Genomic DNA, 20,613 nt, shown 5'->3' on the forward strand with positions numbered 1-20,613 from the left:
ATGAAGAAAAAACTACTTTTTATACTAGTAGCCTTAGGGCTTTTTGGATCTAAGCTATTTTCACAATCGGGTGAAATTACGGTTTTAGATACCGTTATGCTAAGTGACGAAAAACTGGTCAAATTCTCGACAGGACAACACGTAGCTCGACTTTCGGATTCTCTGCTACGCTTTAATAATCCTTTGCTTACCGAAGTTTTAAATTTTAATACCCCTATTTATTTTAAGGAAAATGGACTTGGAATGGTTTCCTCACCATCATTTAGAGGGACTTCAGCTTCACAAACCGCGGTCATTTGGAACGGGATTAACATCAATTCCCAGTTTAACGGTCAAATTGATTTTAATACGGTAAATAGTGGTGCCTACGATCAAATTGCGGTTCGCGGTGGCGGCGGAAGCGTGGTTTATGGGACCGGTGCCATTGGGGGAAGCATTCATCTTAATAATACTCTATCATTCAAAAAACAACAGGATCATCGTCTTTTGCTGCGCTACGGTAGTTTTAATACACTGGATGCGCGTTACAATTTTAAAACTGCACGAAAAAAATGGAGCCTAAATCTGGCAGTTTCAAGAAATAGTAGTGATAATGATTACGATTATCCCAATGATCGTGGCAAAAATTTAAATGGAACATTTTATAATAATTCAGCTAATATTGCGCTAGGTTACCGCTTTAATGCTCAAAACACGATTAAGCTTATAAGTGAATTATACGATGGCGAGCGTCTTTTTTCTTTAATTCGACCTTCAGAAAACCGTACAAAATATATTGATCGTTCTTATCGCAATTTGTTAGAATGGAATAGCGAATTTTCCAATTTTATCCAAATAACCAGATTTGCATTTATACAGGAAGAATATCAATATTACGGAAATATCGAAAGTGATAATTTTACCTTCGGAAAGGCCCATAGTTACATAGGGAAATACGATTTGGCCTATGAAGCTTCAAAGGATATCCTGCTAAACGCGGTGATCCAAAATACGTATACGAAAGGTGAGGGGAGTAGCATTGCTGAAAATGATCGAAATATATTTTCGGCAGCAATTTTAATGAAACATGCGCTTACTGATAAATTTCAATATGAAATGGGTTTGCGTAAAGAAGCTACCGATAACTATGATAGTCCGCTTCTATATTCTTTAGGCGCTAATTATGAATTTAGTGATTTTTATAGTTTACAATTTAATGCTTCCAGAAATTTTAGGATTCCCACCTATAATGATTTGTACTGGGCCTCTTCGGGGAATCCAGAATTAAAACCGGAAACTTCAGACCAGGCAGAAATAGGCAATATTTTTAATATCGCAACTTTTGAGTTGGGGCTGACATTTTTTTACAATCAGATAGAAAATATGATTCGCTGGGTACCGGGAGCAGATGGTGTTTGGCGACCAGGTAATGAAGATAAAGTGAAGATCTACGGCATAGAGTCGTACATCAGCTGGCAAAAAAAGCTGGTTAAAGATCAAATTTTAAGTGCCAGTGTTAATTATGCCTATAACGTTTCAGAAAACGATAATAGTAACCGACAATTGATTTATGTGCCATTCCATAAACTGAACGGAAATATTACGTATCAAATAAGTCGGTTTACACCATCTATTCAATTTTTATATAACGGGAAGGTTTTTACCAGAACCGATCATAGTGATCAACTTGATGGATATTTTTTAACCAACCTGGGACTTTCTTATGCTATGGATAAGCAAAGGAACTGGCAGTTAGGCGGAAAAGTAAATAACCTGTTTAATAAGGAGTACCAAAATGTAGAAAACCGGTGGATGCCGGGAGTTAATTTTAATATATATCTGAATTTTAAATTTTAATAGTCAACCCATGAAAATGAACAAATTTTTATTTTTAGGAGCGATTTCAGCTTCTTTATTTTTTAGCTCGTGTAGCAGTGATGATGATAATATTATAGACAATGGAAATGAGGTAGAAACTCCTGAATCCTTTCCATATAAAGAAGGCGTAATTATCTTAAATGAAGGATCACAGGCAGCAGGAACTGTATCTTTTTTAGATTGGGATTTTACAGCTGTAGAAAATGATATTTTTGAAACCGTAAACGAAGAAATGGACTTGGGTAATTATGTTCAATCCATATTTTTTGATGGGGATACGGCTTATATAATTTCTAACGGGTCCAATCTGATTACTGCTGTAGATCGCTATACATTTGAATACAAAGGAATTGTTGATAGCGGTCTAACAGTACCTATGTTTGGTGTCGCTTATAATGGTAAAGCTTATGTGGCCAATCGTAATTTGACTTGGGGAGATGGATATACTACAGATGATTTTTTAACTGTTATTGATTTGGAAACTCTGGAAGTAGAAAAAACTATACAAGCTGGTAAAGTCTTAGGACAAGTATTCGAAAAAGATGGTTTAATTTATGTTGAAAACGCGGCGTTTGGATTAGGGAACAGTATTCTAGTATTTAATCCTGAAACAAATGCATTTGAAGATACATATGAGCTTTTTGTAAATGATGAAGATGAAACCGAAGGTTTAACTTCTATAGAAATCATTGATAACGTAATCTATGCATTGTCGAATCAGAATCTTTATACTTTAAATTTGAGTACTGGGGAAGAATTAACTAAAACAGATCTAAGTAATATTGGATCCACTAATAATCTTGATATTGAAGATGGAATAATTTATTTTACTTCTGGAACTTCTGTTTATACTATTACTGAAGGTGATCTAGAATCGCCAGAATCCCCATTATTCTCATATGAAAGCACTTCAGCTTACGGAAAAATGTACGGATTCAAAGTAGACGATGGTTATATCTATACATCAGATGGTGGAGATTTTGCCTCTGCCGGAACTGTAGAAATTTATACGACCACCGGAGAATTCGTGAAAGAATTTAATGTAGGTGTTGGACCAAACAGCTTCTATTTTAATAAGTAACCTTTTTTGTACCCAATATTTAGAAAACTTTAATATCCTATATAAAATTAGAAGAAATAGTTTTCGTTTTAAAATAGTATCTATAATTAGCGAAAGCTGAGAAGATACTATCACCTATGAAAAAGCCCCGGATTTCCGGGGCTTTTAATTTTTAAAAAAGAAGGTATTTTTAATTTCCTAAGTTTAAGCTAGGTAATTCATCGATATACATTCTTTTGTAATTTGGTTTTAAAGATGCGCTCTCTGCAAACTCCTGGTAATTAAATTCTTTTTGAATTGTCCTGGTTTGTATTTTAGAAGTTTTTCCTGTTATGGCATTGATCGCCGCAGCCAGCATAGGCTCAGAAGGATCTCCTAAAACACCATAGTTAGAAAGTGATTCTTCTATTTCTACATCTGGCTCAATTCCGTCGTAAGGCACAACAATATCATTTGCATTTACAGATTCATATACCAAAGGTTGTATCGCATATTTGTGATCAGGATTTGCATTTGTTCTACCAAAGTTGGGGCTATCGTAAAGTGTTACTGAAGCCTGCGATTTACCGGTAGTTGTATTACCTATTAAATACACATCAATATAAGGTTTTAATCCATTTATAACCAATTCACTGGCCGATGCCGTACTGGAAGTACCTATAACATATAAGCTGGAAAGATTTAATTTATTTATATCTGTTCCACCTTGAATTTTATCTACAAAGTAATTAAACAACTCATCTGGTTCATTGGCCAGAAAGTAATTCTGATAATCTTCATTCCATTGCTTTTTGGCAAAGATTTCTCCGGTATAAGAACCAGTGATCATACTCGCCATAGCGGTAGCAGAAGAAACACGACCTCCACCATTATACCTTAAATCTAATATAAGTTCATCGATATTTTCAGCAGCAAAATAGGCAAAAGCGTCATTTAGTTGAATATCAAAATCGGCTACAAAACTATTATACATTAGATAACCTATTTTTAAACTTTCTACTTCAAGAACATCCTGTATAAGTACAGGGTTCTCTGTAATTTCACTGTTTGCTATGGTAACCTCTTCACCAGTATTCGTAACGGTATTATCATTAATTTCAGCTAAAGAAAAAGTAACTGATGGACTGGCTAGCAGGGAAGCATAATTACTAACAGTTAATGTTTCGCCATTGATTTCGGTAAAAAGATCCCCTCTTTTTATTGCGGTTCCCTCTGCATTACTTCCGGGAATGATATATCTTACGATTCCAAATATATCATTAGAATTAGAGAAGCGATATAACCTGTAATCCACACCAGTGGTCTGCGAAATACCGCTAAAGCTATTTTCTAGAGCAATATAATCATCAGTAATAAAACTAAAGCGATCCTGAGAGGCTACCAGACCTTGATAAAATAAATTTGCCGGCGTATCCCAATCTGCCAGATATGCATAATAATCTTGTTCAGTATCAAAATAATCATCAGCCAATTCTGGGATATCCGACTTGTAAAGATAGATTTCGTCCATCCCACGATAAATGAAGTCTTCAATTTCCACATTGTCAGGATCTGTAAGTACCCCATCATCTACAACATCATCCATATCTTCAGAACAGGACGTCATCAAACTACCACAAAGGAATGTGAATAGTAATAATCTTTTCATTTTCATGCGTTTCATTTAAAGTTATTGTTAAAAAAAGCTAAAATAGGTACAAAACAAATAAATTAAAAAAGTTTTGTAACAAAATAAATTGTGGTTCGTCGTAATGATGAAAGGGTAGTAAAAAAAAACAACCATCAATCAAATGAAAGAACAAACATTCTTAAATATTATCAACCCTTTTAAGGATAAAATTTATCGTTTGGCGCTAAGATTGCTTACCTCTAAAGAAGCGGCACAGGATGCCACTCAGGATGTAATCATAAAACTTTGGAAACAAAGTGATAAAATCAATGATTATGCCAACGTAGAAGCGTTTGCAATGACGGTTACCAAGAATTATTGTTACGATCAATTAAAGCTGAAGCAAAACAATAATCTTAGGATTGTACATACAAATTATGATAATAACGAAATTTCTGGGCAACGACAACTAGAACTGAAAGATGAAATGCAGTGGATTAACGAAATTTTAAAAACACTACCCGAGCAACAGCAGGCCATTTTTCAGTTAAGAGATGTAGAGCAGTACGAATTTGAAGAGATTTGTAAAATCATGAATATGAAAAATACGGCGGTGCGAGTAGCACTTTCCCGTGCAAGAAAAAAAATTAAAGAAAGTCTTATTAAACAACACAGCTATGGAATTGGATAGAATAGACCTGCTTTTAAAAAAATATGATGCTGCGGAAACCAGCCTTACAGAAGAGCAGGAGCTACAGGAGTACTTTAATAGCGGCCAGGTGGCCGGGCGGCATAAGGCCTATCAGATTATGTTTAGTTTTTCAGCTTTTAGCAGAAAGGAAACTTCAGAGGTCATCCCGCAATTGAAATCAAAAAAGCGAAAAACAAAGCTGAAACCACAATCCTGGATGTACGCAGCAGCGATGATCGCTTTGATCTTCAGTATATTTTTCTTTAAAAATCAGGACGCTGATTTAAATTCGGAAGATTTAGGCCAGTTAACTCAGGAAGAAATGGCATATCAGCAAACAAAGCAAACCCTTCAGATGATTTCAAAATTAATGAATGAAGGAAAAGAAGATTTAAAATATTTAAAAGAGTTTAGTAACCCCACACAAAAGATAATCAACAACAAATAACAAAAAAATGAAACGAATAGTAATAATCATAGCCCTTTTTATGGCCCCGTTTTTGGCACAATCGCAGGATTTTGCCAAATATGAAAACATGAAAAACGTCGATGCGATGGTAATGACCAGTAAGATGTTTAAAATGTTATCTAAAGTAGATCTTAGCGAAGGTGATCCTGAAGCTAAAAAATATATGGATATGATCGAAAATCTTAGCGAGATACGATTGTACAAAACAAACACCTCTTCTATAAGAAGTCAAATGGCTAAAGATTTTGAAGCTTACCTAAATAAAGGTTCATTAGACGAATTAATGCGAATTAAGGACTCTGGAAAAAACATTAAATTTTACTCGAAGTCAGATGGAAAAAATGATGATATCGTAAAAGAGCTATTAATGTTTATGGATGGTGACGAAGAAGGAGAACCAATTTCTGTAATCTTAAGGATTACCGGGAAAATCGATCTTACGCAGTTATCCAAATTAACATCAGATCTTAATGTACCAGGAGCAGATCAATTAAAAAATGCAAAATCTAAAAACTAAGAATTATGAGAATCATCAAAACCCTCAGTTTTATAGCAGTAAGTCTTTTGATATTAGCCTGTAATAATGAAAAGACTTTACAGCAATATTATGTAGAAAATCAGGAAGATAGCAAGTTTATTTCTTTAGATATTCCTACCAGTCTTTTTGCTAAATCAGATAATTTAGAACCAGAGCAGCGAAAAACTTTAGAGAGCGTTCGTAAAATAAATGTACTGGCTTATCCTTTAAATGGTGAAAATGACTCTTTTGATGCGGAAAAAGCCGAATTAGAAGAAATTCTTAGTAATGATGAATATCAGTTACTAATGAAATTTGGTAGTAATGATAGAAAGGCGGCACTTTACTTTACCGGTGAAGAAGATGCCATAGATGAAATTGTAGCCTTTGGATATGATCGCGAACGGGGAATGGGAGTCGCCAGAATTTTAGGAAAGGATATGAATCCTCAAAAAATTATGGAGCTTATAAAGTCTCTGGATGGCGAAGATGTTAATGTAGAAGGTTTAAAAGGTTTTGCCGAAATGATGGGAGGAGACTCTGGCAATATTAAAGTAACTACAGACTCGACGAAAGTGCGATCAGGTATCTCTGTAGATGTTGAAGTTGATACGATATCAACAGAAAATTAGTTTGTTGTAATTTAATTAAGTTGAAACAAAAAAGGGAATGCTTAGGCACTCCCTTTTTTAATTTTCTTATCTTATAAAATTGATCTTTATAATATGCCTTAGCTTTTTTTTGGAATGAACTCTAAACGTATTTATTAATACAAGGAATACATTTAAGAAGATTATTCCGCTCCAAATATAATTATTATTGATATCTCTTAAATTTTCAATAGCTATATTTAGCATTTGAATCATTGGTTGTAATATAAACGGAATAAAAATCATATTAATAAATAATGGTATTGCAAAAGCAATAATAGTCCACGTAAGCTGAATATTTATAATCGTTTTTGAGAGCCTATCTATTCCCTCGATTTGATCTTTCTTCCAAACCCACATGATAGCAGGGATAAAGCAACTACAAATAAGAACGATTGGAGATGTAGTTCCCAACCATAAAGCAAAAATTAGCGATGATAAAGCAGAAAGGTTTAGTGCTTTAAGATATTGTAAATCGCTAAGAGATTTGGTATTCTTAGAAAGTTCCTCAATGGAAATTCCTAAAGCCTCTGCTACTTTTTTTAGGGAGTCTGCATTTGGTATACGGTCATTGTTTTCCATTCGCTGTATAGTACGTACAATTAAACCCGAATGTTCTGCCAGTGCTTCCTGAGAAAAGCCTTTTAGGATTCTAAAATTTTTAATACGGTTTGATAAATTTTGATTTTCCATAATTGTTCGATTTTTGATTGATTAAATTTTAATTCGATTATCTGTTTACAAATTTACCAGTCAAAATCACGAAACCGCTGGTCATATTAACGACAACTTACTGCCAATTTTATGTAATATGAATGACAAACGGTTTATTTTAGTCATTTTTGATAATATGGTCGTATACTATTGGAACCTTCGAGATAGGATGAGCTTCGGTGCTTAATTTTAAGGGGTAGTTTTTAATTGCTCTAAAGATTTAAAAACTTTTCCGTTTTTAATGACCAAATTGATATTCTTTGTTTCGTCGATATTCTCTAACGGATTAGCATTTAAGATCACCAGATCTGCTTTGTAATTTTCTTTGATCGACCCTATGTTTTCTTTCTTCAAAAATTTTGCTCCATTTAATGCTGAAGTTTGTAAAGCTTGCAAAGGACTAAGCCCGGCCTTTACCAAAGCTTTTAGTTCTCGGTGCAATGAAATTCCCGGATAAACATAAGAATTGAACGCTCCGCAATCTGATCCTGCAAGAAGTTTAACCTTGTTATCTTGAAGATTTTTCACTAGACTCACAAAAGCTGAATCCAATTGTTTTCTGGTTTTCACAACAGCATCACTTGCATTTAGGGCGCTTTTAATTCGGCCTTCATAGGTCTTGGTGATTCCGTCACCCATGTAATACAAATATTCGTCCTTATCATGATTTTCTTCATCAAGATAGCTAAGGGTGTGGTTAATATGCAAGGTAGGAATTACATATACATCACGTGATTTTAAAGTAGCAAAGGCGGTTTTCGCACTTTCTTTATTATACGTGTGCATTACACGGTCTAAAGATGCCCAAAAACTTGTTTTACCTGCAATGATATCTTTAGTAATGGCGTCTTCTTCTGCAGAACATGCTTTTAAAACATAATAAAGATGCTCGATACCGTCCATTCCCGCTGCTGTGGTTTCCTCTAAAGTTACGCTAAAAGGCATATGGCCGCTACTTATAAGTTTACGTTTTTCGGCGGCTTTAATTGTTTTTAGATATAATTCACCAGTAAATTTACTATCATATAATTTTACAAAATCGGTTTCTAAAAGCTGTAAAGAATCAAGGGCAGGGGCAATATCTTCTTCCGACGCAATTTCCAGCGACCCCTCCCAACGTGCATTTTTACCATCTAATTTTGGTCCAGATGTATAAATTGTTGGTCCGGCAAGTTGTTTATTAGCGATTTTTTGCTGCCAGTCTAATATCGTACTGGTCATATCTCCACCACATTCCCTAAGGGTTGTTATGCCATTGGCTAAAAATAAAGCAAGAAAATTTTTATTTGCTGAAATTAGCGAATCACCTCCTCTAAAATGTACGTGATTATCCCAAAAACCGGGCAAAAGAAATTTACCAGTACCGTCAATAACCTGAGTAGCTGTTGAGGTATTACTTTGGCTATCACTTATTGCAGAAATAAGATCATTTTTTATAAATACAGTTTTGTTTTGTAAAAGATCACCTTTTTCCAGATCGATGATTCCAATATTAGTAATTGCAAGATCGAAATCTGAATCTTTATCCAGGGGCTCTGGTGTATTTTTGCAGCTTAAAATAGCTAATGTGAGCAGTAAGAGAAGCCTTTTTTTCAAACGAAAAAGTTATGATTAGACATTTGCTTTGTTCTTGTAAAGTCGCAGTATCGCGCTTTCATCTCCTAAAAATAGCAAAAATGAAATTAACTGCTTTTAGAAGCTTTCCAAAGCTTAATGATCTTTTTGTTAAATTCGGTTTTACCTAAAACATAGGCGCCTCGATCATTTTTAAACTTGTTGGCAAGCTCAATTTTTAATTTTTCATAAGCTTCGGCCTTCTTAGGATTGGCGATTAAATAATCTCTAAAGCCTAATTGCTCGCACATGGTATTGGACGAGGGACACATATGTATATGGAAAATCTGCTCCTTTTTACCGTCTGCACGATAGCCTTTGGCAAAAGAACTGTAGGCTTCAATATCTTCACGGGCGGGAACCTCAAAATGAAAATACCCTAAATTTTCAAAATCCTTTATTAGTGCTATATCAAATAAATATTCTGAAGGAATAGTGATGAAAATATCGATATATGGCTTAGATTTTATTCCGGGAATAGAGGAGCTGCCAAAATGCTCAATTTTTTGAAGATATTTTGAGTCGATATTCGATAAAATAAGCTTCTTTTCTTTTTCGAAAATAGTTTTCCAGGCTGGATTATGATCTTCCAGATGAATAGGGTATAAGGTATTCCAATCTTCTCGGGTAAATTCGTAGATCGATGATTTCATGATTTAATCTTTAGGATAATATTCTAGATTGATGATTTTCCAGTCTTCTTCGGGCGATTTAGTAAGGTTTACGTTTACTTTTAGATCGTGTTCTTTGCCTAAAACAGTGATTTTTAGCTGCGCTTCTCCAGCACCATTTTGCGTTCTTATCGTCCCGCCGGGAAACATTCCGTAATCTTCAATTCCGCCTGTTTCTTCAATTATAGATGAATTTTGTTCAATTTCGGCAATAGAAATATTATAAGAATCAGAGTTTTTTAGCACTGCGGCTTTAAACAAAAGAATAAATGCAAAGAACGAAATAAAAAAAGTGAGGATAATGGCAATTATAGCCAGCAATTTAGGTTTTTTATTGTGCTGAATTACAACCGCTTTCGCAGCTTTGTCCCCTAATCTTCTTTTTTCGTCGTTAGTGGCTAATATGATTGCTTCTACCGGCCAAATAAGTAAAAAAATGTTCCGCAAAAATAGCTTGTAATAGGCTGGAGTTTTGCTGTGATCGTGTTCGCTTTTAACAGTAATTCCCATCATCCATTTACCCGGGCTGGTTCCTCTTATACTATCTTTTGAAAGATAAATAAGTATTCCTATAGAGCCGCTTGTTATTATTGAAATTGCCAATTTAAGGGTTTGTTTTTCGTTAGTGAAACCGGTGCCTATCACTAAAAAAATAATCGAAACTAAAACAAAAGTGAAAAGGAAATGATCAATAACAAAGGCTGCAAATCGACGTTTTCTACTCGCTAATTTAAAATCTGCTGATGTAGGAAGCATGTGGTTAATTTTAACACGAAAATAGTCTGTTTTTATTCAATAGCGATACCAGTTTCTATACTTTCATGATTTGAATTCTACATGCTTATCATGCTGGATTCTGTATTCTTTATTTATTAGACGGTTATTCTCTTTATTTTGGTAATTGCTATTTGATCTGATGCGTTTGCCAGGTTTAAGAGATCACCTAATTGGGACAAGGAGGTATCAAAGAGGCTTTTAAAATCATTCTAGAATAAGGGTTTTACCTTTAGCATATTTTGCAGTATATTTTAAATTGAATTTAATTTCCTGTTTAGGCTCCAGACTAAAATTCCATTGCACTTCACCATTTTCTTCATTAAGATTTCCGTTCGAAAGGTTTTCAGTCGAGATAGAAATATCCTCTGAAGTCGCCACGGGAACCTGATCTAGTACGATCATGTTTATGGATTCTGTCTTATTATTTTTTACTGAAATCTCCCATTCTCTAATTTCTATTTTTTTATTCCCAATAAATTGTTTTTCGGTAAAGTCCTTGATTTTTTGGCGGTTTACAGATACTTTTTTATCAATACCTAAAGAAACTTTTAGCGTATCGGTAATATATCTTACATCCATTAAAGATTTCCCGATGTAGGTGCCTTCAAAAAAAATATTGGCTTCACCTTCCAGAAGATTATATTGTTCCCAGTTATTAATATGTGCAATTAAGAAGGCATCTTTTTGAATTTTAGGAACTGCGTAATACTGGTATTGTGCCGGTAACTCGTAATTTGTCATTTCAACCACATAATTTTTGTTGTCTGAATTTACGGTATAGGGTATTTCAATTTCAAAATCTACCGTGGTTTGATTTTCTTTTTGAACATTAGGAACAGGAATACTTTCGTTTTTCTTCCTGGAACCTATAGAAACGCCAGCAACTTTTCCTGCCAAAGCTCGACTTACATTTCCATTTTTAGCTCCGTATCCTACTACAACCACTTCGTCCAACGAGTTTACATCTTCATGTAATACCACATTTATGGTACGGCTATTTGCTGGAATCTCCTGAGTTTCGAAACCAACAAATGTAAAACTTAATCTGCTTTCCTCATTAGGTATAGTTATAGAGTAGTAACCATCAAAATCGGTTACGGTGCCAATGGTAGTTCCTTTAACCATAACATTTACACCAGGTATAGGAGTTCCATCTCTATCTACAACTTTACCACTAACTATATTGTTTGAGAGGTTATAAACAGGAGGTAGCGTGTTATAATCTATATAATAGGTTTTTAATTTTGGAGCCATTCCTGAAGTATTAGGATTGGCCGAAGAAAATTTAAGTTTTACATTTTTCCAATCCACTTTTGTGTCCTGTTTTACATTGGCTTTATAAACCAGATTGATAGGTTCGTTTATGTTTTTAGCTCTGATGTCGTAAGACGGAAACCAACCTGCATTTCCCACCAGATAACTAAGTTCTATAGGGAAAGAGGTATTTTGTTTTGCATCGATTTTCACCAAAATTTCACCGTTGGGATATTCTTTTTTACTACTAATTGTATTTATTTGATTTTCAATCCTGGTCTTTTCTTTAACTAATTTTTCAATAGTTCTAACGCGTTCAATTTCATTCAATTTAAGCTCGGTTAATTTTTTTCCGTAGAATTCAGATGCCTGTTGCAAATTAGAAATATTAACCTGTTCACTTTTACCACCAATATCACGGTTGTCCTGAAGAAAAGCGATTTGTTCGCGAATAATGGACAAATAGGTATTCTCCATTTCCAATTGCCGGTTTATATCAGTGATCTTGTTTTCCATATTTTGTAATTCTGTAGATTTCTTTAATTCGTTCAAAAAGTTTTGTTGATGATTTACAGAAAGTACAGTGATGTTTCCTTCAGCCTTAACCTGAACGCTTTTAGCATCAATAAAGGGGGAGAGGTTGGTAAATTTTAGAATAGAAATTCCACTATTAACAGTCACATTTTTATGTCGTACCACCTGGGCGCCTTCCAGGAATACGGTTACTCCACTAACGTCAGTGCTGATTTCTTTTTCGTTATTATTTTGTGCGGTAAGTGGAATAGCCAGAAAAGCTATAAATAAAAGATGGATGATTTTCATAAGTATGATTATATTGACCTATCTAAGATAATAAAATAAGCAAAGGCTAACTGTTCTGGTTAAAACATTTTTTTGGATACACGTTAAGTACTGCTCAAAAAAATAGCCGGAATCTTTCCGGCCATTTTGTATACTGTATACTATGAATATAGATTATTCTAAAGCAGTCTTTAAAGCTGCTTCACCACCAACAACAGGAATACTTATGTAGGTTTCATCCAAGTCTATTGTAAGTTCTGTTCCCGGTTCCGGATGCAATGTGTAGTCCTTGTCACTAGAAAAAATCATTAGCCCAATTTGCTGTCCTTTTGGAATGATTTGATCATCTGGAATTAAGTCGAAACTCATTTCGTAAAATTTCCCCGGTTTTAAAGACTCACTTTCTGTAATCGATTTATAATTTTGAGGATCTGCCCAGCCTCTGGTAATAATATTGTCTGTGATCTTTGAATTTCGACCTTCTGTCCATGGTAAAGAAACCATCCAAACCGAAAGGTTTGCTGCTGGTTTGCTGCTCGCTAGTTTTATTTTTATTGTTGAAATTCCTGAAAGATGAATATTTTCTTTTAAAGGAGGCGTCACAAAAAGTAAACGGTGATCTGTATATTCAGCCTGTGCCAGCGTTTCACCACTAAATGAATAATTATCAATTAGTGTTTCTTTGCCTTGATTATTTTGTTTTTCGAGGCTAAGTCCGCCGGTTTTAGGAGCCCCTTTGCTTAAGTACAAAGTAACATTTTTAGCTTCTGGATTAGGATAGTTAGCATAAGGGGTGGGTTCCAGACGATCATCATTTTCCCTAACAATCCATGCTTTGGGATCGCCTTCAACCCCATTGTCGATACCAAATAAAAAATGTGTAAACCAACGATTCATCATACTTAGAGGTGGTGGCCCGCCGTGACCGTTTTGATGGTAATAGATTTGGGTAGGAAGGCCCATTTCTTCTGCTCTTTTATAGATACGGTAGCTATGTTCTGGCATTACATTCCAATCATTAAATCCGTGAGACATGAGCAAAGCCGCTTTCATGGGTTTCATATCATTTAAATAATCACGACCAGCCCAAAAATCGTTATAATCACCGGTAATTCTATCCAGGTTATTTCTCATTTCGGTATCACGAACAGTTTTGTTACTGTAGGCTCTTTTTGATTCATCACCACTATGAATAAAATCATAAAGTACATCGATGTCTTCACCAAGATAGCCGCCGGGAGACCGTACAAGGCCGTTAGAGCGATAATAATGATAATAGGAAGTATTAGGTGCCACAGGAATTATAGCTTCTAATCCTTCAACTCCGGTTGTAGCGGCAGCAAGTGGGATGGTTCCGTTATAAGAAGTGCCGGTCATTCCAACTTTACCGGTAGACCAGTAAGCTTTTACTTCTTCATTTCCGGTACGCTCGGTATAGCCTTTTGCGCGGCCATTTAACCAATCGATTACTGCTTTTGGGGCCAGGGATTCGTTATCCCCCCCCAACAGTAGGCGAACCATCAGAAAGTCCGGTACCTGGAGAAGACGAATGCACCACGATATAGCCACGTGGTACCCAGGTTTCGATTTGCGAATTAGAGATGATTGGGCGTTCGCCACGTCTTACCACTTCAGGGTGTACACGTTCTTTTGGAGCTTCCCCAAGTTCATGGTTTACATCCCAAAAAATACCTTCAGCAAAACCTGCTGTACCGGCATAGTATGGGCTTGATTCATAAATAACAGGAAGTTTTAAGCCTTCAGTTTCGGTTTGCATTGGACGAGTTACATCTACGTGCATACGGTCTGGTTTTCCATCGCCATCGGTATCAAATTCTGTTTCCACCCAAAGGTCATGTCGAATCCATTTAGAACCATCTTCAAATTCTGGTACGATTTGGGCTTCTCCGTCTTTAAAAATCGGTTTTACTTTTTCCTGCGCCAGCGATAAGCTAGTGATCAAGGAGGCTATCCAGAAAAAAGCGATGTGTTTTTTAATCATTTTACTAAGCTAATTATTTGAGGTTTTTGATGAATTAATTTTTATAAATATAACCATTTAGCTCTTTATGTTATTTTTAATATATAAGCTTAAACCAACAATTCCGATAGGGAATACTGAAAGCTTTAAGATATTCGCTCGACTATTGCAATCTTAATCATTATTTTTGAAGTAAAATTGTGAGACAAAAATGAATCTGGATACTGTAATTAAAGAGATAAAAAACAATAAAAAATTACCGAATCTTAAGTTTGAAATTAAAGAAAGAACAGAAGCTTTTACCAAACATTTGTTCTACACTTTATTTGATGAAGATACTGAAGTAGAGGAAAACATTAAGAAATTAGGACAGGAATTTGAAACACTTGCAGATCTTGTTTGTTGGAAACCTAATACGCCTTGTAGAAATATTTGGGAAGAGTATATAGAAAAACTCCCGGAAATTCTTCAAAAATTAAATGCAGATGCACGTGCTATTGCGGAAAATGATCCTGCTGCAAATTCGGTTGAAGAAGTTTGTCTCTCTTATCCCGGTTTTTTTGCCATCGCCATTTATAGGTTAAGTCACGAGTTTTACCAGTTTGGGTTACCGCTGGTACCCAGATTAATGACCGAGTGTGCGCATAACTTAACAGGAACGGATATTAATCCCGGTGCCAAAATTGGCGTGCCCTTTTTTATTGACCATGCAACCGGAGTAGTCATTGGGGAAACTGCGATTATTAATGACAATGTAAAAATTTATCAGGGAGTAACCCTGGGAGCTTTATATGTAGATCGAAATCTGCGCAAATTAAAACGTCATCCAACCATTGAAGATAATGTGACCATATATGCCAACGCCACTATTCTTGGTGGTGAAACGGTAATTGGTGCGAATAGCGTTATAGGAGGGAATGTTTGGTTAACCAAATCTGTTCCTGCAAATTCCATGGTTTCACATACACCGCAAATTAATATTAAAAATACAGCTCAACATGAGTAAATCAATATTTAGATTAATAGGAAATACACCTTTAGTCGAAGCCAGAACGCTGGTTGAAAATCCGAAAGTAAAATTATATTTTAAGCTAGAAGGACAAAATCCGGGCGGTAGTGTAAAGGATCGTGCAGCTTATAATATGATCAAAAGTGCACTGGATCGAGGAGAAATTAACGAAAATACTAAATTGATTGAAGCAACCAGCGGGAATACAGGAATTGCTTTGGCAATGATTGCTTCGATGTTTAAACTGGATATCGAATTGGTGATGCCAGAAAACGCCACCAAAGAACGGGTGCAAACCATGCGGGCATATGGAGCAAAAGTAACTTTAACCAGTGCTAAGGATGGTATTGAAGGTAGTAGGGATTATGCAGAAGCTAAAGTTGAAAACGAAGGCTATTTTATGTTTAATCAGTTTAGTAATGAGGATAACTGGAAAGCGCATTACAAAACTACAGGTCCAGAAATTTGGAAAGATACCAATCATAAAGTGACTCATTTTGTTTCGAGCATGGGAACTACAGGCACTATTATGGGAACTTCAACCTATTTAAAAGAGCAAAATAAAAATATTCAGATTGTTGGGGTGCAACCTACGGATAATTCCAGTATTCCAGGAATCAGAAAATGGCCCAAAGCCTATCTTCCCAAAATATTTGATGAATCTAAAGTAGATCAGGTGATCGAGGTTAGTGAAACCGAAGCCCGGGAAATGACTAAACGCCTGGCAAAAGAAGAAGGGATTTTTGCTGGAATGAGTAGTGGGGGGGCCACAGCCGCCGCAATAAAATTATGTAATTCTTTAGAAGAAGGAGTGATTATAAGCATTATTTGCGATCGTGGCGACCGTTATCTTTCTTCAGATTTGTTTGAAGATTAAAGAATTATGCACCAAATCTCGATTTCTGGGCATATAATTTCTATAAACCTGAAAAATGCGCTATTTTTGCAAAATTGCAGATTAAAACAGGGTATATGGAAGTTTCAGATTTAGGAATTAGCGAGAAGAAGGTAGATAAGCAACTTTATGGCTACCAGCAGAATGATATAGATAAGATTTTTAGTGTTATAGATGAACATCCAGAGCACTATAATCTTTTATATCAGTTACCTACTGGTGGAGGGAAAACGGTAATCTTTTCTGAAATCGTAAGGGAATATATTCAGCGTACCGAAAAGAAAGTGCTTATCCTAACACACCGGATCGAGCTTTGTAAGCAAACCAATAAAATGCTTACCGATTTTGGGGTTAAGAATAAAATTATAAATAGTAAAGTAAAAGAACTACCAGATCAACATGACTACATGTGTTTTGTAGCAATGGTAGAGACTTTAAATAACCGTCTTCATGATGATAAACTAGATCTTGAAGATATTGGGATGGTAATTATCGATGAGGCACATTACAACAGTTTTAGAAAACTATTTAAGTTTTTTGAAAAGTGTTTTATCCTTGGTGTAACGGCAACTCCGCTTAGTTCCAATATTAAATTACCAATGAAGGATAATTACCGCGAATTGATCGTTGGTGATTCTATTTCTTCGTTAATAGAGAAAGGCTTTTTAGCGCGTGCAAATATTTATAGCTATAATGTAGGACTATCAGCTTTAAAAGTGGGTATGAACGGAGATTATACCGTAAAATCTTCGGAAGAGTTGTACACGAATATGTCTATGCAGGAGAAGCTTTTAAATGCTTATTTAGAGCGCTCTAAAGGAAAGAAAACTCTTATCTTTAATAATGGTATTAATACTTCAGTAGAAGTTTATTATACCTTTAAACAGGCCGGGTATAATATTCGACATCTTGATAATACCACCAGCAAACAAGACCGTAAAGAGATTTTAAAGTGGTTTAAACATACGCCAGATGCTATTGTAACTTCGGTAAGTATCTTAACGACCGGTTTTGATGAGCCAACGGTAGATACCATTATTCTTAATCGCGCGACAAAATCCCTAACGCTGTATTTCCAGATGATTGGTCGTGGATCACGTGTTTTACCAGGTAAAAAGGAGTTTAACGTGATCGATCTTGGTAATAATATGGCACGTTTTGGACACTGGAGCGCACCGGTAGACTGGAAACAGATTTTCCGTTCGCCAGATTTCTATTTTGAAAATCTATTGAGTGATGAGGAAATTGAGCGTGAGTTTAAGTATGAAATGCCACCGGAACTACGCCAGCAATTCGCAAATTCTGATAGTGTCGATTTTGATGTTGAAGCAGCCTATGACGATGTTATAAAACGCGGACTTAAATCGAAGGCGGTATTGGAATGGTCTATGGAGCAACATGTGAAAATGTGTGTGGAGAATAGTGAAGATGTATTCGACGCCCGGATTTTAGCAAAAGAATTAAAGGATGATATTTCTTCCAGAATTAAGCAATATTCGTATTGTATTTCTAAAAGTACTAAGAATTACCGCGACTGGTTAGAAGAAGATTATTCCAGAAAATTAAGAATGGCGATTAATAAAGAATTTTAATCAGTTTTATATAAAATCAATAAAATCCCTCGTTTTGCGAGGGATTTTTATTTTTTAATACTCTTGATTAAAGCTGTTACCTATTGCTTAGAGAGTACTTCTTCCCGGTATTCTCTGGCAGATTCCTTTAATCTTTCAATAAAGTCTAAAGTTTGATTTTCTTCCAAAAGTGCTGAAGTATAATTTTTCGTCTGCAGATAATTAAAGAACATGTTATGGTATTTTTTTGGAATCAAAAGTTCATTCGTTAAGAATTCTGTATTGAAAAGCTCGTCGCTTTTAAAAATGGCTTCAAAATGTTCAAATCTTAATGGATAGGTTGCTTTAGTGTTTATTTGCTCTTTCTTTTTCTTTGGGAATAAAAGTCGGGCGAGATAACGAGGTACTTCAAGTAAGTTGCCATTGCCAGGCCTGTATGAAATCGGGTTTTTAGTAATATCATTTTGTATCCCTTTAAGTAATTGATCATCCAATTGCGCTACCGGGGTCTTAAAAATTTTACCGTTAGTAAGTTTTACTTCTTCCAGACTATTTGTTTTTAATTCGACCACTACGGTTTCTTCAAAATGCTTTTTCTTTACGATAAAAATGTAGGTGTCATAATTGATAGACGAAAAACGAATGCTGTCCCCTAAACTGGCAGAAATTGAAAACTTACCATCCTGGTTTGTTTCCACAAAAAAACCTTTCGATTTATTTTCTACTTTAAAATTAGGAACGATTCCCTCGCTATTATAAACATATCCGCTTATTTTTTGCGCATTTGCAACACTGCTATAAATGATAAATAACCAAAAAAGATATTTCATTAACCTAACCTAATTTGCCAGAATATTTTGAGATTGATAGTGAAGGCATAACGTTTAAGAAGAGCAATTTATTGAATGACTAATTTTATCATTAGAAACAATGATAAATTTCCAATGGCTAAAAAGAAGACCTCATTTTACATTCTTTTTTCGCTGAGGCGAAATTCAATCTCAGCTGTTCAATGGAGTGATTTGGAAGAATGGGATGAGCCTATACTCTTGGAATTACTAGATAATCGCAATAATTTTTACCGTACTTTTTTATTCTTATAGGAGGAATGGGCGTACTTAAAACTGTAAAAAAATCTAATTCATACTGTAGATTGGTGCTATTAATTTTTTTTAAAAGAAAAAGGCGAAACCCAAGGTTCCGCCTTTTTAAGTACTTTAAGGGCTTTGTTATATTTCTCCTTCAGAATCTAACATTGCAAAGAATTTATCAAGATTAGGTATAACAACAATTCTTGTTCTTCTATTCTTGGCCATATTGTCTTTAGAAGTGTTTTCAACTAATGGGGAATAGCTACTTCTACCGGCAGCGATAAGTTTAGCTCCGTCTACATCATACTTGTCCTGTAATTGTCTAACAACGGCTGTTGCTCGTCGTACACTAAGGTCCCAGTTATCTTCTAACCATGAATCTTCAACCATTGTACGATTATCGGTATGACCTTCTACCATAACCTCCATAGAGGGTTCGCTATTAATTACTTCAGCAAGCTTTTTAAGTAGTGGTTGTGCATCATTCGATAACCTGTAGCTACCGCTTCTAAATAATAATTTATCTGATACATTAATCATCACTACTGTTTTATCTACGGTGATATCTACATCGTCACCGTCCTTACCTTCCGTAATCTCATTTTTAAGATTATAAGAAATGGCCGCGTTAATAGAATCCTCTAATGTTTCTACCCCTTCAAGCTCAGATGCATCCATTTTAGCAATGGTTTTTCTCATGCGATCTTTCGTCTTATTAGACATAGCAGTTACATCATTCATTTCTAATTTTTCATCGTTAGATGATCTAAGCGAGTTAATTTTCGCATTGTAATCTGCAACTCGTGCTTCGATGGCAGCATATTTTTCTTCAATTTCTTCTTTTTCTACTCTGGTTTTTTGAAGGGTACTTTTGGTATTGTCAAGCTCACCCTCTAATGCTACATATTTCTTTTTAGAAACACATGAGGCCAATAGGGCCGTTGAAAAAACTGTTACAGCTAAACTTCTTCTCATTTTTATCATTATTTAAGTAGTTAATAGTTTAATAAAACGCCCAACGTTTCCGTCAAACAATGGCCTAAAACAACGCAGAATTTTATTAGATAATTTAGTTTTAAGCATATTTAACGCGTTATTAAACTTTTTTCACATTTAGCTTTCTGAGCCTTCAAAAACTTGCCCAAATTTTTGTTCCTATAGTTTAATTAGTCTGTAAGTCCTTTGTTTATTAGGCTCTTACTGTTGTTTATAGAAAATTTTTATTTTTATAAATTGTCTATCCATAAAAAATAAAGTGATGAAAATTTCTAAACTTGTGTAGAATTTGTTCCACAGATGGGGTTATTTTAATTTTAACAGAAGATTATAAGAATATCGATTAAAATATGCCTTCTTAGTAGTTAATTGCAGACGCATTTTTC

At 35.0% G+C, this 20,613-nt stretch carries 17 protein-coding genes and 1 pseudogene; 9 read left to right on the forward strand and 9 right to left on the reverse strand.

Annotated elements, in window-relative coordinates; translation table 11 throughout:
- Both AC13DP_RS12515 and AC13DP_RS12520 read left to right on the forward strand, forming a co-directional pair.
- Entirely contained in the window at positions 1 to 1,836 is a 1,836-nt protein-coding gene (locus tag AC13DP_RS12515) for a TonB-dependent receptor plug domain-containing protein (protein WP_483067891.1), read from the forward strand.
- 10 nt (positions 1,837 to 1,846) lie between these two features.
- The gene (locus AC13DP_RS12520) at positions 1,847 to 2,938 is read left to right on the forward strand and encodes a YncE family protein (protein ID WP_483067892.1); all 1,092 of its coding nucleotides are present in this window, start codon (positions 1,847 to 1,849) and stop codon (positions 2,936 to 2,938) included.
- 169 nt (positions 2,939 to 3,107) lie between these two features.
- On the opposite strand, the gene AC13DP_RS12525 is transcribed toward AC13DP_RS12520, so the two are convergent.
- Positions 3,108 to 4,565, reverse strand: coding sequence for a S41 family peptidase (locus tag AC13DP_RS12525; RefSeq protein ID WP_483067893.1), 1,458 nt, complete (start codon positions 4,563 to 4,565; stop codon positions 3,108 to 3,110).
- Positions 4,566 to 4,707: 142 nt separating this feature from the next.
- On the opposite strand from AC13DP_RS12525, the gene AC13DP_RS12530 reads away from it, so the two are divergent.
- The 4 genes from AC13DP_RS12530 to AC13DP_RS12545 are packed head-to-tail and all read left to right on the forward strand — an operon-like array spanning position 4,708 to position 6,835.
- Positions 4,708 to 5,217, forward strand: coding sequence for an RNA polymerase sigma factor (locus tag AC13DP_RS12530; protein ID WP_228250159.1), 510 nt, complete (start codon positions 4,708 to 4,710; stop codon positions 5,215 to 5,217).
- The gene (locus AC13DP_RS12535) at positions 5,204 to 5,665 is read left to right on the forward strand and encodes a hypothetical protein (RefSeq protein ID WP_228250160.1); all 462 of its coding nucleotides are present in this window, start codon (positions 5,204 to 5,206) and stop codon (positions 5,663 to 5,665) included. The genes AC13DP_RS12530 and AC13DP_RS12535 overlap by 14 nt, the downstream gene beginning before the upstream one ends.
- A gap of 7 nt (positions 5,666 to 5,672) precedes the next feature.
- Positions 5,673 to 6,203 (forward strand): DUF4252 domain-containing protein, encoded by a 531-nt coding sequence (locus AC13DP_RS12540; protein WP_041578826.1) that lies wholly within the window; start codon positions 5,673 to 5,675, stop codon positions 6,201 to 6,203.
- A gap of 5 nt (positions 6,204 to 6,208) precedes the next feature.
- On the forward strand, positions 6,209 to 6,835 hold the full coding sequence (locus tag AC13DP_RS12545) for a DUF4252 domain-containing protein (RefSeq protein WP_013071495.1): 627 nt from the start codon (positions 6,209 to 6,211) through the stop codon (positions 6,833 to 6,835).
- Positions 6,836 to 6,901: 66 nt separating this feature from the next.
- Here AC13DP_RS12545 and AC13DP_RS12550 read toward each other — a convergent pair whose 3' ends face one another.
- The 6 genes and pseudogenes from AC13DP_RS12550 to AC13DP_RS12575 all read right to left on the reverse strand — a co-directional run bounded on the left by AC13DP_RS12550 (position 6,902) and on the right by AC13DP_RS12575 (position 14,686).
- Complete coding sequence (locus AC13DP_RS12550) at positions 6,902 to 7,546, reverse strand: helix-turn-helix domain-containing protein (protein WP_483067894.1); 645 nt, start codon at positions 7,544 to 7,546, stop codon at positions 6,902 to 6,904.
- A 210-nt stretch (positions 7,547 to 7,756) separates the two neighbouring features.
- Positions 7,757 to 9,163 (reverse strand): amidohydrolase family protein, encoded by a 1,407-nt coding sequence (locus tag AC13DP_RS12555; RefSeq protein WP_483067895.1) that lies wholly within the window; start codon positions 9,161 to 9,163, stop codon positions 7,757 to 7,759.
- Positions 9,164 to 9,249: 86 nt separating this feature from the next.
- Positions 9,250 to 9,834: a GrpB family protein gene (locus tag AC13DP_RS12560; protein WP_483067896.1), complete on the reverse strand. Its 585-nt coding sequence runs from the start codon at positions 9,832 to 9,834 to the stop codon at positions 9,250 to 9,252.
- 3 nt (positions 9,835 to 9,837) lie between these two features.
- The gene (locus AC13DP_RS12565) at positions 9,838 to 10,608 is read right to left on the reverse strand and encodes an RDD family protein (RefSeq protein WP_483067897.1); all 771 of its coding nucleotides are present in this window, start codon (positions 10,606 to 10,608) and stop codon (positions 9,838 to 9,840) included.
- Positions 10,609 to 10,833: 225 nt separating this feature from the next.
- A complete protein-coding gene (locus AC13DP_RS12570; protein WP_483067898.1) occupies positions 10,834 to 12,705 on the reverse strand; it encodes a DUF4139 domain-containing protein in 1,872 nt (623 codons plus the stop codon).
- 153 nt (positions 12,706 to 12,858) lie between these two features.
- Positions 12,859 to 14,686, reverse strand: a pseudogene (locus AC13DP_RS12575) (Xaa-Pro dipeptidyl-peptidase).
- A gap of 190 nt (positions 14,687 to 14,876) precedes the next feature.
- Between AC13DP_RS12575 and epsC the strand changes: the two are divergent.
- From epsC to AC13DP_RS12590, 3 genes are all read left to right on the forward strand, one after another.
- Positions 14,877 to 15,671, forward strand: a complete 795-nt coding sequence (gene epsC / locus AC13DP_RS12580; protein ID WP_272957540.1) for a serine O-acetyltransferase EpsC — start codon at positions 14,877 to 14,879, stop codon at positions 15,669 to 15,671.
- Entirely contained in the window at positions 15,664 to 16,551 is an 888-nt protein-coding gene (cysM, locus tag AC13DP_RS12585) for a cysteine synthase CysM (protein ID WP_273299554.1), read from the forward strand. The genes epsC and cysM overlap by 8 nt, the downstream gene beginning before the upstream one ends.
- 95 nt (positions 16,552 to 16,646) lie before the next feature.
- Positions 16,647 to 18,161, forward strand: coding sequence for a DEAD/DEAH box helicase (locus AC13DP_RS12590; protein ID WP_228250169.1), 1,515 nt, complete (start codon positions 16,647 to 16,649; stop codon positions 18,159 to 18,161).
- An 80-nt stretch (positions 18,162 to 18,241) separates the two neighbouring features.
- Here the strand turns inward: AC13DP_RS12590 and AC13DP_RS12595 are convergent, their stop codons facing one another.
- Positions 18,242 to 18,970 carry a hypothetical protein gene (locus tag AC13DP_RS12595; RefSeq protein WP_483067899.1) on the reverse strand — a complete coding sequence of 243 codons (729 nt, stop codon included), beginning with the start codon at positions 18,968 to 18,970 and terminating at the stop codon, positions 18,242 to 18,244.
- 399 nt (positions 18,971 to 19,369) lie between these two features.
- Positions 19,370 to 20,206, reverse strand: a complete 837-nt coding sequence (locus tag AC13DP_RS12600) for an OmpA/MotB family protein (RefSeq protein WP_041579940.1) — start codon at positions 20,204 to 20,206, stop codon at positions 19,370 to 19,372.
- Positions 20,207 to 20,613 lie beyond the last annotated feature (407 nt).

The sequence above is a fragment of the Zunongwangia sp. L-65 genome, assembly GCF_056859415.1.

Excerpts from the sequence above, each read along its gene's own strand:
- AC13DP_RS12515 (WP_483067891.1), top strand. The coding sequence starts at position 1 with ATGAAGAAAAAACTACTTTTTATACTAGTAGCCTTAGGGCTTTTTGGA.
- AC13DP_RS12520 (WP_483067892.1), top strand. The coding sequence starts at position 1,847 with ATGAAAATGAACAAATTTTTATTTTTAGGAGCGATTTCAGCTTCTTTA.
- AC13DP_RS12525 (WP_483067893.1), bottom strand. The coding sequence starts at position 4,565 with ATGAAAAGATTATTACTATTCACATTCCTTTGTGGTAGTTTGATGACG.
- AC13DP_RS12530 (WP_228250159.1), top strand. The coding sequence starts at position 4,708 with ATGAAAGAACAAACATTCTTAAATATTATCAACCCTTTTAAGGATAAA.
- AC13DP_RS12535 (WP_228250160.1), top strand. The coding sequence starts at position 5,204 with ATGGAATTGGATAGAATAGACCTGCTTTTAAAAAAATATGATGCTGCG.
- AC13DP_RS12540 (WP_041578826.1), top strand. The coding sequence starts at position 5,673 with ATGAAACGAATAGTAATAATCATAGCCCTTTTTATGGCCCCGTTTTTG.
- AC13DP_RS12545 (WP_013071495.1), top strand. The coding sequence starts at position 6,209 with ATGAGAATCATCAAAACCCTCAGTTTTATAGCAGTAAGTCTTTTGATA.
- AC13DP_RS12550 (WP_483067894.1), bottom strand. The coding sequence starts at position 7,546 with ATGGAAAATCAAAATTTATCAAACCGTATTAAAAATTTTAGAATCCTA.
- AC13DP_RS12560 (WP_483067896.1), bottom strand. The coding sequence starts at position 9,834 with ATGAAATCATCGATCTACGAATTTACCCGAGAAGATTGGAATACCTTA.
- AC13DP_RS12565 (WP_483067897.1), bottom strand. The coding sequence starts at position 10,608 with ATGCTTCCTACATCAGCAGATTTTAAATTAGCGAGTAGAAAACGTCGA.
- AC13DP_RS12570 (WP_483067898.1), bottom strand. The coding sequence starts at position 12,705 with ATGAAAATCATCCATCTTTTATTTATAGCTTTTCTGGCTATTCCACTT.
- epsC (WP_272957540.1), top strand. The coding sequence starts at position 14,877 with ATGAATCTGGATACTGTAATTAAAGAGATAAAAAACAATAAAAAATTA.
- cysM (WP_273299554.1), top strand. The coding sequence starts at position 15,664 with ATGAGTAAATCAATATTTAGATTAATAGGAAATACACCTTTAGTCGAA.
- AC13DP_RS12590 (WP_228250169.1), top strand. The coding sequence starts at position 16,647 with ATGGAAGTTTCAGATTTAGGAATTAGCGAGAAGAAGGTAGATAAGCAA.
- AC13DP_RS12595 (WP_483067899.1), bottom strand. The coding sequence starts at position 18,970 with ATGAAATATCTTTTTTGGTTATTTATCATTTATAGCAGTGTTGCAAAT.
- AC13DP_RS12600 (WP_041579940.1), bottom strand. The coding sequence starts at position 20,206 with ATGAGAAGAAGTTTAGCTGTAACAGTTTTTTCAACGGCCCTATTGGCC.